Annotated in this window: 12 protein-coding genes; 4 read left to right on the top strand and 8 right to left on the bottom strand. The window is 40.4% G+C overall.

The window, feature by feature from the left end:
• Positions 1–190 precede the first annotated feature (190 nt).
• Both FTT92_RS05000 and FTT92_RS04995 read right to left on the bottom strand, forming a co-directional pair.
• Positions 191–1366, bottom strand: coding sequence for a YbfB/YjiJ family MFS transporter (locus tag FTT92_RS05000; RefSeq protein ID WP_180171574.1), 1176 nt, complete (start codon positions 1364–1366; stop codon positions 191–193).
• Between the two features lie 230 nt (positions 1367–1596).
• Positions 1597–3027 carry a pyridoxal phosphate-dependent aminotransferase gene (locus tag FTT92_RS04995; RefSeq protein WP_180119700.1) on the bottom strand — a complete coding sequence of 477 codons (1431 nt, stop codon included), beginning with the start codon at positions 3025–3027 and terminating at the stop codon, positions 1597–1599.
• 228 nt (positions 3028–3255) lie between these two features.
• On the opposite strand from FTT92_RS04995, the gene msrB reads away from it, so the two are divergent.
• The 3 genes from msrB (at position 3256) to FTT92_RS04980 (ending at position 4782) form a co-directional block, all read left to right on the top strand.
• Entirely contained in the window at positions 3256–3675 is a 420-nt protein-coding gene (msrB, locus tag FTT92_RS04990; protein WP_078194371.1) for a peptide-methionine (R)-S-oxide reductase MsrB, read from the top strand.
• Complete coding sequence (locus FTT92_RS04985; RefSeq protein ID WP_078194370.1) at positions 3672–4160, top strand: glutathione peroxidase; 489 nt, start codon at positions 3672–3674, stop codon at positions 4158–4160. The genes msrB and FTT92_RS04985 overlap by 4 nt, the downstream gene beginning before the upstream one ends.
• Before the next feature lie 112 nt (positions 4161–4272).
• Complete coding sequence (locus tag FTT92_RS04980) at positions 4273–4782, top strand: energy transducer TonB (RefSeq protein WP_180171573.1); 510 nt, start codon at positions 4273–4275, stop codon at positions 4780–4782.
• Between the two features lie 365 nt (positions 4783–5147).
• On the opposite strand, the gene dapC is transcribed toward FTT92_RS04980, so the two are convergent.
• The 6 genes from dapC to FTT92_RS04950 all read right to left on the bottom strand — a co-directional run bounded on the left by dapC (position 5148) and on the right by FTT92_RS04950 (position 12249).
• Complete coding sequence (gene dapC, locus FTT92_RS04975) at positions 5148–6317, bottom strand: succinyldiaminopimelate transaminase (protein WP_180171572.1); 1170 nt, start codon at positions 6315–6317, stop codon at positions 5148–5150.
• Positions 6318–6341: 24 nt separating this feature from the next.
• On the bottom strand, positions 6342–9008 hold the full coding sequence (glnD, locus tag FTT92_RS04970) for a [protein-PII] uridylyltransferase (RefSeq protein WP_180103205.1): 2667 nt from the start codon (positions 9006–9008) through the stop codon (positions 6342–6344).
• A gap of 29 nt (positions 9009–9037) precedes the next feature.
• Positions 9038–10252 (bottom strand): formate-dependent phosphoribosylglycinamide formyltransferase, encoded by a 1215-nt coding sequence (purT, locus tag FTT92_RS04965; RefSeq protein ID WP_171263820.1) that lies wholly within the window; start codon positions 10250–10252, stop codon positions 9038–9040.
• A 160-nt stretch (positions 10253–10412) separates the two neighbouring features.
• Complete coding sequence (locus FTT92_RS04960; RefSeq protein ID WP_180171571.1) at positions 10413–11030, bottom strand: hypothetical protein; 618 nt, start codon at positions 11028–11030, stop codon at positions 10413–10415.
• A gap of 122 nt (positions 11031–11152) precedes the next feature.
• Positions 11153–11500 (bottom strand): L-valine transporter subunit YgaH, encoded by a 348-nt coding sequence (gene ygaH / locus FTT92_RS04955; protein WP_078189050.1) that lies wholly within the window; start codon positions 11498–11500, stop codon positions 11153–11155.
• Complete coding sequence (locus FTT92_RS04950) at positions 11497–12249, bottom strand: AzlC family ABC transporter permease (RefSeq protein WP_078194362.1); 753 nt, start codon at positions 12247–12249, stop codon at positions 11497–11499. Before FTT92_RS04950 ends, ygaH begins: the two co-directional genes overlap by 4 nt.
• Positions 12250–12352: 103 nt before the next feature.
• Here FTT92_RS04950 and FTT92_RS04945 point away from each other — a divergent pair, with 103 nt between their 5' ends.
• Positions 12353–12832, top strand: a complete 480-nt coding sequence (locus FTT92_RS04945; protein ID WP_180171570.1) for a hypothetical protein — start codon at positions 12353–12355, stop codon at positions 12830–12832.
• The last annotated feature ends 377 nt before the right edge of the window (positions 12833–13209 follow it).

Below are 13209 nucleotides of genomic sequence, written 5' to 3'. Positions count from 1 at the left end.
AATCACTTAAAAAGGAAATTAAAGCGAGGTTGAACAAAATTTCAAAGCCTAATTCTGCTTTGAAAAAGTTAAAGAAAAAGCTGAAAAAAGCTTAGTCCATTCACGATTTATCAAAAAGAAAAGACCTATTTAAATAGGTCTTTTCTTTATATACATGATTGGTGATGTAGTTGAATGTCTTGTGATCTACCTAGACGAGATGCTTACTTAATTTTGCTGTGCGAGTGAACCAAAAGAGTTGCATTGTTCCAATGCCGAGTACGCATGCGGCTAAAATAAATTGCTGTGAATAATCAATACCAATTCGCTGTAAAAAACTAAAGCTTATACCACCGATTAATTGAATAGATGCAAAGCACAGGGTTGCAATACTCCAGAGCTTTTTATAGGCGCTACCATAGATTTGCAGAATGGTATAAGAGGTGAGAAAAACCACTGCTGGATTGAGCAGGCCTGTAGCAAAAGAAGATAAAAAAGTAAAAAGTGGATGGATATTAATAATTGCTATAAAAATCGCCAAGACATAGCTGCTATATAATATTTTAAGAGCACTAATATTTCCCAGTTTTTGTGCCAAGCAGTAAGCAGCAAAGGCTCCTAAAGCACTTCCTAGACCATATAAAATCCAATTGAAATTGATCCCGATCGGGCTCAGGTGTAGGGTGTGAGTTAAATAGTCAATCCAAAATAATGAATGGGGCACGTAAGCAAATGCACTGGTGCTATACACAATTAAGAGACAATAGAAAATTCCATCGACTTTATGTTCTACTGCAGGAATCGCGGTGAGTGTTGTGAGCTGTAATTTAAAACTCTTCAAAAGCACGCTGAGTAACATACAAATCAGGCTTGAAAAAGAAAACAAAATCAACCAAGCCCACATTGTCGAAATATCTTGGATGTAAGGCAAAAATAGCGTTGCCATTAACACCCCTAAGCCAATCCCACTGAAACCAATAAAGTTGATTTTAAAGCGGTCTTGAAGCTGTGAACATTGGGCCACGACACTTGGGGAGAGGATCATTAGTAAGCTGCCGCTGATCCCTGAAATAACGCGCCAAGTGCTATACCAAAGTTCTGAAAAACCTGAAAATGCACAACTGAGTAAACTGAGTGTCCCTGCAATAGCTGCGAGTTGGATATAATTCACCATGCTTTTATTTTGGGGTAATTTCATGGCCCAAAATGCACCGATCAAGTAGCCGAGCAAATTGGCACTGCCTAAGATGCTAGCAAAACTTGGGCTCCAACCAAATGCTTCACGGGTTGAAGGGAGGAGTGCGGTATAGGAAAAACGTAATATCCCGATGCCTAGGCACATGCTTAGACAGAGAAATAGGCTCAGTTTAATTTTGTTAGAGAACATCCTGTACTCATGTATTTTTATGATTGGTTAAAAAATAACATGAATAGGCTATAGAAAAATCAACAGATCTTAAAGTTTTGACTAAGGTCTAAGCTAAAAATTAATTCTTAAAAACTTAACTATTCAAAAAGATAGCTGTGGTGTGCGTACAGTAAGAAATCAAATTTAAAGATACAGTAATAAAAAACCGTACATGGCGTACGGTTTTTTATTTTTAAAGCACTTATGAATTAACGCATTTTCGCTAAGAAACGACCTAAACGAGTGAGTGCTTCACGTAGTTCATTTTCAGCAGGCAAGAACACCACACGGAAATGATCAGGTGTCGGCCAGTTAAAACCTGTACCTTGAACCAAAAGCACTTTTTCAGCACGGAGGAAATCTAACATGAATTTCTCATCGTCTTGGATTGGGTAAATTTCAGGATCCAATTTAGGGAAGCAGTACATAGCACCCTCTGGTTTCACACAAGATACACCCGGAATATCATTCAACATTTCCCAAGCAATGTTGCGTTGTTCATATAAACGACCGCCCGGACGGATGAGATCATTAATCGATTGATAACCGCCTAAAGCTGTTTGAATCGCATATTGCGCTTGGTGGTTGGCACAGAGACGCATCGACGCCAGCATGTCTAAACCTTCAATGTAGTCTAGCGCACGTGATTTATCGCCTGTAATTGCCATCCAGCCCGAACGGTAACCGGCAATTCGATATGCTTTAGATAAGCCATTGAAAGAAATACACAGCTGATCGCCTGACAATGACGCAACAGAGACATGTTCAATACCGTCGTAAACGATTTTGTCGTAAATTTCGTCAGCAAACAAAATTAAGTCGTATTTCTTCGCAAGAGCCACAATTTGCTCGAGCACATGACGTGGGTAAACTGCACCTGTTGGGTTGTTCGGGTTAATCACCACGATACCGCGAGTATTCGGAGTGATTTTACTTTCCATGTCGGCAATATCTGGATACCAGAAATTTTCTTCATCACATTTATAGTGAATAGCAGTACCGCCAGAAAGGTTAACTGCCGCTGTCCAAAGCGGATAATCTGGCATAGGCACCAGCATTTCATCGCCATCGTCGAGCAAGCCTTGCATTGCCATCACAATCAGTTCAGATACGCCATTACCGACATACACGTCATTCACGTGCATGTTTAAGATGCCTTTTTGTTGATAATACTGACAAATCGCTTTACGCGCAGGGAAGATGCCTTTTGAGTCGGTATAACCAATTGCATTAGGCAGGTTGAGTGCCACGTCGTTAATAATTTCTTGAGGTGCTTCAAAACCAAAAGGAGCAGGGTTACCAATATTTAATTTAATAATTTTATGGCCAGCCTCTTCCATCTCATTGGCCGCTCGTAACACAGGTCCGCGAATGTCGTAGCAAACATGCTCGAGCTTAGACGATTTCTTAATTTCGCGTGGGGTGTTAAAGGTATTCGGCATTTTTATATTCTCGGAAAGAGTGGAGGTCACTTTTGCATAACGGTATAAATAGCTTTTAAATGTCTCGGTCGTTACTAAATCGAGATGATGTTCGTCTCTGAGTAAAGCAACTATTTTTTCATGCGTAAACCCTGCCTGTTGATATTGTTTGATCACGGGCAGCAGATTTTTAAAAATTACGCTCTTTTTCTGCGACATTTTTTAATCCTGAGCAAGAGTAGCGCTAAGATTATCACTAAAGGTGCTCACAAAAAAGCATTTAATTTTGTATTTTGCTCACCACGATTTTATATTTGCTTACTTTTTGCTTTTTGGGTCATTATATAGATTTTGTAAATTGTTGAATAAAGACTAGAAATTTAAGATTGAATGACGTAAATATAGGATTATCCTATTTTAAATACCACGATATAAAGGGACGTCATCATGGGAAAACTCAATAAAACAGAAAGAGAATGGCAAAGAGAATTGTCGCCAGAAGAGTTTCGCATAACGCGTCAGAAAGGCACGGAGCAAGCTTTCACTGGAAAATATTGGAATACGAAACAAGCTGGCACGTATGTATGTCGATGTTGCGGGGAGCCGCTTTTTTCTTCTGAAACAAAATATGATAGCGGTTGTGGTTGGCCAAGCTTTTATAAGCCGATTGAACCTGCTGCAGTAGAAGAAAATGTAGATACGACACACGGTATGGTCAGAACAGAAATTGTTTGTCATCATTGTGACGCACATTTAGGGCATGTTTTTACTGATGGCCCACAGCCGACTGGATTACGTTATTGTATTAATTCGGCATCCTTAGAATTAGAAACAAAAGAAAAAAATGATGAGGAAACTTATCCATGACCACCATTCACCAGTTTGAAGCAGAATTACTGGACGGAAGTAATAAATCCTTTGCAGATTATGAAGGCAAGGTTTTATTAATTGTAAATACCGCTAGTAAATGTGGGTTTACTCCTCAATTTGCTGGTTTGGAGAAAATTTACGAACAATATAAAGATCAAGGTTTTGAGGTTTTAGGTTTTCCATGCAACCAATTTGGCGGACAAGATCCGGGTTCAAATGATCAAATTGGCGCATTTTGTCAAAAAAACTATGGCGTATCTTTTCCGATGTTTGCCAAAGTGAATGTAAAAGGCCCTGAAGCGCATGTGATTTTCCGTTATTTAACCAATAACTCGAAAGGCGTATTGGGAAATGGCATTAAGTGGAATTTTACGAAGTTTTTAATTGGAAAAAATGGTCAGGTCTTAAACCGCTATGCACCCACGACCAAGCCTGAAACATTGAATGAAGATATTGAAAAAGCTTTGGCTCAGTCAAAATGAAGTGAATCATTGGCCGAACTGAGGTTGATATAAAGGCGCGGAAGCGTCTTTATTTTTTGGATGTTTTATACTGAAGTGTCTTTATTTGAAGGTCATAACATTGTTTAAGCAGATGGTTAAACGTCGAATTTGTGTTTTAACGTTTTTTTTACTCGTATTTGTGGGGTTAGCTTGGGCAGATAGCACTCCAAGTGCATCTGAACCTACAAAAATGTCTGTTGTTGCAAGCAATCTAGACCGTACTACAGATGCTCGGGTCAACGCATTATTGCAATTGTTAAAAACACCTATAGAAGAATACCAACCTACGCGTGTTGCAGATGTAATTGATCCACATGTAAAACCGAAAATGTATGAAGTCTCTTGGGTAAATGCACCGCAATATGTGCTGTCTGCGTCTGAGATGAAAACATATAAGCAACCTGTCAAACTACAGCTCACTGTGATTGCTGCAACAGGCTATATTGGTAGCTCAAAACTCATTGCAGGTTCAGGCTCTAAAAACTTTGATCAAAAAGTACAAAAATCCTTATTAGTTGCGCGACTTGAACCTATTCCGATGGTTGATAAAAATCTCAGTTATACCGTTGAACATGAATTTACTCTTCATCCACCTCAATAAGCTTATAGCAGAAGGCAAATTTTAAGTTCCATAAATGATCTGTTATTACTGGTGCATCTAATTGATAATGAAAGATATTATTTTGCAACTAACTAAAACCTTTCAGTGTCTGTTTATCTATACGCTTTACAACAATTCGTTATGACTATACTTATTTTTTATACAGCGTTTAACAGTGAGAGAACCTCGAACATTTAAATTGAGTGCTACATTTGATTTCTAATGGTTTTCAATGATTTCTCAATGATTGTTTATAAGTAATTATTGCTAGATGATTAGCTCTGAACGAATGTTTAGAAATGACTTAAATAAAAATGCCCCAAATCTGGGGCATTTTTTGTTTTAAGCAGAACGCTTTAAATCAATTAAAGTACTGCTTTTAAGCGACGAATCACTTCTTCACATTGGGCAATATCGGCAACGAGGGCTAAACGGACATGGTTTTCACCCGGATTCCCTTGTGCTGTATCACGTGATAAATAACGGCCTGGAAGCACTTTAACGTGTGCTTTTTCCATCAGCATTTTGGCAAAAGTTTCATCATTATCCACTTTTAACCAATAGTAGAACCCTGCATCAGGTTTTTGTAATGGCAGTAAGTGACCCAATTCGCGTTGGAATAATTCGAATTTTGCACGGTACTGTACGCGGTTTTCTTCGACGTGTGCTTCGTCATCCCAAGCTGCAATTGAAGCCAACTGGTGTTGAACAGGCATCGCAGCGCCATGATAAGTACGGTATTGTAAATAAGGTTTTAAAAGCGCAGCATCACCTGCCACAAAGCCAGAGCGCATACCCGGTAGGTTAGAACGTTTAGACAGTGAGTGGAATACCACGCAGTTTTTATAGTCATCACGGCCCATTTCAGCACAGACTTCAAGCAGACCAATAGGTGCTTCATCAAACCAAAGCTCTGAGTAGCATTCATCCGACGCAATCACAAAATTATATTGGTCAGACAGAGCAATCAGTTTTTTAAACTGTTCTTTAGAAAGTACCGCACCTGTAGGATTACCCGGTGTGCAGACAAACAGTAAAGCGGTTTTTTCCCAAACTTCAGCTGGCACAGCGTCAAAGTCGCCAAGGTAGTTATTTTCTTCTGTACAGTTGATGAAGTAAGGTTCTGCACCCGCAAGTAAAGTTGCGCCTTCATAGATTTGGTAGAACGGATTTGGCATCACCACATAAGGGGCATCTTCACGTTTAATCAAAGCTTGCACAAACGAGAAGATCGCTTCACGCGTACCTGACACCGGCAGTACGTTGGTCTCTGCACTGATGTTATTGAGTTTAAAGCGACGGGTTAACCAATTTGCAATACTTGTGCGGAGCTCAGGTAAACCTTTACTGTTTGGGTAAGTGGATAAGTGCTGAAAATTATCAATAATGGCCTGTTTCACAAACTCCGGTGCAGGATGCTTTGGCTCACCAATCGATAGGGGAATCAAAGGCAAATCTGCGGGTTTCACATCCTGAAATAGCTTATTTAGCTTTTCAAATGGATAAGGGTGCAATAATGACAAACTGGAGTTCATGGAATGGATACCGATCAATTTAAGTTAATGATGACTACAAACCTGATTCGAAGCTTCATCGAGTGCTGACTTTAACTGTGCAGCAAACGTTTCCGCTTCTGAATCACTCATAGGTGAGCCATCTTTTTTAGTGACATAGAAAATATCTTCAGCACGTTCACCGAGCGTCGCAATTTTCGCAGAGTGAATATCTAGGCCTTGCATCATAAATAAACCACCGACTTTAGCAAGTAAGCCCGGATGGTCAAGTGTCGCAATTTCAACCATATTTTGTTGAAGCGGTTCATTAAAAGAAATACTCACGGTATTTTCAATATCAAAATGACGCAGTTGACGTGGAATGCGACGTTGCATCAGGCCTGGATACTTGTCAGATTGGCTCAAGGCTTGTTTGAGTGCTTCAATAACAGTTTGCTCACGTTCAGGATCTGTTAATAAAGTGCCAAAACGGTCAAGTACAACATAAGTGTCCAAACTAAATGCAGTGGATGCAGTGATAATTCGAGCATCCTGAACATCTAGATTCATTCTGTCCAAAATAGCCACTGTGGTTGCAAACAAGTTAGGTTGATCTTGAGTGTAAATAAAGATCTGTACTGCATCTTGTGCAAATTTACGATGTGCTCGCATCATCACCAAAGGTTCTGCATTATTGCCATGTTTTAAAATGGCGCGCGTATGCCATGCGATTTCATCGGCAGATTCTTTTAGGAAATATTCATCACCGAGTTCTTGCCAAACAGTTTCTACATCGTAGAGCGAAAAATCGTTGACTAATAGTTCACTGGCCGCAAATTTGGTATCTTCAATCAGCATTGGATAGTCTACAGGACGACCCAAACCAGAACGAATCACATCACGCGCTTGTGTATACAGTTGGCGCATGAGGGATGCACGCCATGTATTCCAAAGTGTCGGATTGGTTGCATTGATATCAGCAACTGTCAATGTGTAAAGATAGTCGAGATGTTCCATATCGCCCATTTTCTCAGCAAATTCTTTCACCACATCTGGATCGGAAATGTCTTTTTTCTGAGAAGTAACGGACATCAATAGATGGTTTTGAATCAACCATGCGACAAGGTTGCATTCACGTTCAGTAAACCCATGGGTACGGCAGAATTCAATTGCATCTGCTGCACCAAGTTCACTGTGGTCACCGCCGCGACCCTTGGCGATATCATGGAAAATTGCCGCTAAATAAACAATGTCACGGCGCGCCAGTCGTTGGAATACGGAGCTAACGACAGGGAAGTCCTTAGCAAATTCAGGCTCTTTAAAACGGTTTAAATTACGTAGTAGTAATAGGGTATGGGCATCGACAGTGTAAATATGGAACAAGTCGTATTGCATGAGTCCCATGATTTGCCCAAAGGCAGGAATATAGTTGCCGAGCACACCATACCGTTTCATCGCCACCATGGTGTCATATAAACGGTAGGGTGAGCGAATGATTGCCATAAATAAGGCTTGATGTGCAGGATTGTCACGGAAGTTTTGATCAATACGTTTTGCCGCAAGTGACAATAAACGTAAAGTTCGGGCACGAATGCCTTCAATTTCTGGACGATTCGCCAAGAGGTAGAAAATTTCTAAAATAGCACTTGGATTTTCAGAGAAAATTTTATGATGCTGCACCGCCAATTTGCCATCGACTAATTTGAAATTGGCATTGATTTCTTCAATTTTACGTTCATAGTCAGGCAAGCGCGGCGTGATGACAGATTCATTAAAATATGCCAAGAGCATTTCATTTAACGTCGTCACTTGCTGAGCGCTACGGTAGTAACGTTTCATGAACTGTTCGATTGGATAATTCGGTGATTTACCTTCTTCACGTTGATAGCCAAATTTAGCGGCAATGTCACGTTGATAATCAAACAATAATCGGTTTTCGTCGCGCTTGGTTAAGCGATGCAAATGATGACGAATTTCCCAAAGAAAGCTTTCTGTTTCTTCAAGAACGCCCAGTTCAAACTCTGAAATAAAACCCAAATGTACAAGGTCATAGATGCGATTGACACGGAAATGACGCTTAGCAATCCATCCGATTTGGTTGATATCACGGATACCGCCGGGCGCATTTTTAATATCGGGTTCTAAGTTGCTTTCGGTATTGTTATGTTGAGCATAGCGTTTGGCTTGCTCTTGCATTTTGGCATCATAGAAGGTTTTATCCGTCCATGTCTGTGACACGATACGGCGTGGCCATTTGGCTAGGTGTTCATTGCCCACAATCAAACGTGCTTCGATCAGCGCTGTTGCCACGGTTAAATCATTGGTGGCTTGAGCAACACAATCATTAATGGTACGCACACTGATGCCCGGCTTGAAATTACCAACATCCCAAAGTGTTGAAATAAAGCTCGAGATGAGTTTTTCTTGTTCTGGGCTGATTTCATCTTCAGACAAAATCATGATATCGACGTCGGAGTAAGGCAGCATTTCACGGCGACCATAGCCACCGACAGCAAATAAACCGAGATCGGTTTGGTCGAGTTCAGCATGTGTCCATAAGAACTTTAAAGCTTCATCGATCAGGTTTGATCGAGCCAAGATTACATCACGAATCGACTGTCCATTTTCAAAGCATTCCTGTAGCTGATTTTCAACATCTGAGCGCCATTGGTTAATCGCCTGAATGTCGTGGTTACTTTTAATGTAATTCAGCAGAGGAAGCGTATTGATCATGAACAGTGGTCCGTTAAGGTGTTACAAACTTAGTTTTGTTGAACACTGACTTGTTGTGCAGCATGTTGAGCAAGTTCACGCGCGTGATCTGTGGTTTCAGCGCGTGCTGTTGCTACGCCCATACGGCGACGTTTAAAGCCTTCTGGTTTACCAAAGAGGCGTAAATCGGTGTCCGGATTAGCCAAAGCAAGATTTAAGCCAGTAAATGATAAATTGGTATCATCCACGCCTGCATAGATGACTGCGCTTGCAGCAGTACTGTGTCGAGCAGTATTCACAGGCAGACCAAGAATGGCACGTGCATGCAGTTCGAATTCGCTTTGGAATTGCGATGCAAGAGTGACAAGGCCTGTATCGTGTGGACGAGGTGATACCTCACTAAACCATACTTTATCGCCTTTGACAAACAGTTCCACCCCAAAAATGCCACATCCACCTAATGCAATGGTTACTTTATTGGCAATACGTTTGGCTTCTTCTAATGCAAGAGCAGTCATGAGTTGTGGCTGCCAACTTTCTACATAGTCGCCAGCATCTTGGCGGTGGCCAATCGGGTCGCAAAATGATGTTTCAATTTCACCTGTTTCTGCATTTTTAGCACGAACAGTCAGCAGGGTGATTTCAAAGTCAAAGTCAATTTGTGATTCCACGATCACAGTACCTTGATTTACACGTCCACCTGTTTGTGCATATTCCCATGCGGCATCGACTTCATCAAAACTTTTTACACGTGACTGTCCTTTACCCGAAGACGACATGACAGGCTTAACAAAGTTTGGATAGCCAATGTCATCGCATGCAGCACGAAACGCTTCAAGTGTGTTGGCAAATCGGTAGGCTGAAGTCGGTAGTCCAAGCTCTTCGGCAGCTAGACGGCGAATCCCTTCACGGTTCATCGTCAGGTTTACAGCTTTTGCTGATGGAATTACTGTTGCAATATTTTGTTCTTCAATCTCGACCAAAACTTGAGTCGCAATAGCTTCAATTTCAGGGACAATCAAATGAGGCTTAACTTGAGAAATTAAGGCTTTAAGTGCCTCAGGATCTGCCATATTTAAAGTATGAGAAAAATGTGCAACTTGCATGGCAGGAGCATGGTCATAACGATCGGCAGCATGAACTTCTACACCCAAACGTTGCAATGAAATCACAACTTCTTTACCGAGTTCACCAGAACCTAACAGTAAGACTTTATACGCTGAAGACTGAAGTGGAGTACCAATAGTGACGCTCATGTAAATCATCCATGCTTGATTTTATGGGAATTTAAGCATAGCAGAACTTGTTCGAGAGATAAGCGAGTGTTCACATAAATAAATGATATTGTCCAACAATTTTTTTTATATCTTTATGGGTAAGCGTTCGTGTAATTATTTATCTGTGAAAACCTTTAAAAAGTGGTATTTAGTTGTTTTTATTTAAATTCACTTTAAATATGCCTGCATTTTTTACAGATGCAGGGAATGGCTCAATATCCAAATTAGCACATTGAAGCGCACGGAGCTGCACAGATGTTTGACGGAAGTTGGGCCAGTACAGTAATCCGAGCAGTGGTGCGGCGCAAATACATAAAATCAATATTAAGCCAACTAAAATGGCAGTGAAATAGAGCGCGTCTGCAGCTACCGATAGAAGGTGAAATGATGAATTGAGCCATGCGCCAATGCTGAAAATACACAATAGAAAAATCAATAAAAAACCCGACAGCTGCAGAACATTGCTGAACAGACGAGGCATCGATATATGTGGAAACATCAGGCGACGTGGATGTAAGTGCAGAATCTGCTGTGTGCAGTTATATAAGCCCACAATCTTTTGTTGCTGATTTTTCTCTATATAAATGGCGCGTATCGGATCTGCAGGTTGGCAATGTACAGCGCAGAAATTACCACTGAATAGCTGGCTTTGAATGAAGTATTGAAAATTTATACTTTCGATGGGCTTTTGCAGTCGCCAACTCAATTTAGATGGTTGTATAGAATGAATATAAATTTTGCCTTGAATAAAATGGTACTTTGCCATCTATTGGTTTTCGCTAGATTTTTTGTGTTATGTGTTGACTATCTCATAAATATTGCTAATTAAAAGGCACAGGCTGAAGAAGCTTGTGCTTGAGGGAGATTTGGATTGTCGCTGACTTAGCTTTAGAGGTGAAAAGGTATATAGGTATAGACTAAGCCGTAAGTCAGTGCCGCAGTCAGTGTAGCAGGGACAATTTTTTTAAACTTGAAATACAAGCCTGCAAGCACAGCAAAACCAACCAACATGGCAAAGCTTTTATTTGGTGTCTCAAGCAAAGGTGGTAAGGTTGCAACCACCAACATTGAACTAATTGCGGCAATGCCAATCGAGCCCAAAGCGATTTTGAGCCATAAAGAACCACGCTGCTGTGAACCTTGCTGAAATTTCTGAATTACAAAAAATGGCCCAAACCGTGATGCAAAATTCGCAATCCCGACCAAGATCCCAACCAAGATAATTTCTAGATTCATGATGCTTCACCCATATGTTCAGGATCAGGTTTTTTTAAGACATAATGTTTGAATAAACCGGCAAAAATACCAGAAGAAATACCGATAAAAATCGCGGCAGACAAGTCGATAAAGTAGCAGGCAATCGCAGAAACAATAATTGTAACCGTGACCACAAATGTATGTTTTTTCTCAAATGCTGCGAGTAAAAAGCTTAAAAACAATGCAGGAAGTAGGAAGTCGAGTGCGGCTTGTAAAAATTGTGGAAGGTTGCTGACTTGATCGGCAAATAAACCGCCTAAAAATGAGCCTGTTGCCCAAGACAGCCAACTAAATAAGCTGAGTCCTAACATCCAAGATTCTGACCATTCTTGACGACGTTGCGACAGTTTGATCATGCCTGATGCGAAAACTTCGTCGGTTAAACCCCAAGCCCAAACTGCCGTTTTCTTTAAATTGAGTCGGTCTTGAATCAGGTTTTGTAAAGCAGGACCGTAGAGCAAATGGCGTATATCGAGAGCAATCACAGTGAGTGCAGTCATCCAAATGGATGTTCCACTTCCCAGTAAAGCAACGACGAGAAACTGACTGGCACCGGCATACATAGAGCAAGATAAAAATAAGGCTTCCCACGCAGTGAAACCAAATTGAGTCGCAGAAACCCCAAATGCAAAAGAAACAGGAAGATAGGTAAAGATAATGGCTTGACTATCTTTAGCACCTTGCCAAAAACCCGCAGGCTGAACTGTAGGAAGTTTGTGCTCAGACACGACACACCTTTGAAAGAGTTGAACAACAGGTCAAATGATGATTGAGTATTGTACGCGAATTCACTAGCATAGTGCCGAATATGTTTGCTGAAATGAGCTGGATATGCAGAGGTTAAAGATGCGTGGGATACTGATTGTTTCATTATTGAGCAGCACGGTGTTGTTGCAGGCCTGTGGTAATGATGGAGCTGAACAAGCTCAAGTCGAAATTAAAGCAGCACCCAAATTAACCAATGATGCAACGGAGTATGCTGCCAAAGCTTGGGCGTTTATCAATGAAGCGGATCCGATTGTTTATACAAAACAAGTCGATCAGATGGAAGAGAAAGTTCGTGTTCCAGCACGTAAATTGAGTACCGAATGGCGTATCAATGTCAAAATGACCGATTCTGTGACTGAAGGTAAATATGCACTGTGTCGTAAGGCTTTGACAAGTTTGGAAATTTGGGCACGTGAAAGTATTGATCAGAGTTCGACTGTTGCACAAAAGCAAGCAGATTATGAGCGTGATAAAAATCAATGCAAAGGTGCGATTGAAAACCCTGAACTCGGAAATACCGATCCGAAAAAAGTAGGCATTTAACCCGATCAAAGCAGTGAAGTTTCACTGCTTTTTTGGGGAAAAATTTCAAAAAACAAGAATAAATCTATAATAGAGGATTGGAAAATCCTCCTAAAATCATCGCTATTTCATATAAAAATTAAATCAGTGCGCTGCCGTAGTATTGAGCTAAATTCCAAATTTCATGGTTTTTTCTGAAGTTAGATAGATAAAGCATAGATAATGAATAGTAAAAATATCTTTTGAGAAAAATTTATTGATAAAAATCCCCCATTTTAGAACGCCAGTCGTCTGACCTTCTCTTTAATTAATATCTTTAAAATATTAATAATATAAAGTATGGATAATGTGATAAAAAATTAAAATTATCATTATTTGATAAAGTATGTAAAAATAAC

Origin of the sequence: Acinetobacter sp. YH12023 (assembly GCF_013420135.1) — a bacterium.
GTDB classification, from domain to species: Bacteria; Pseudomonadota; Gammaproteobacteria; order Pseudomonadales; family Moraxellaceae; genus Acinetobacter; species Acinetobacter amyesii.
This window is presented reverse-complemented; position numbering and strand designations above follow the sequence as displayed.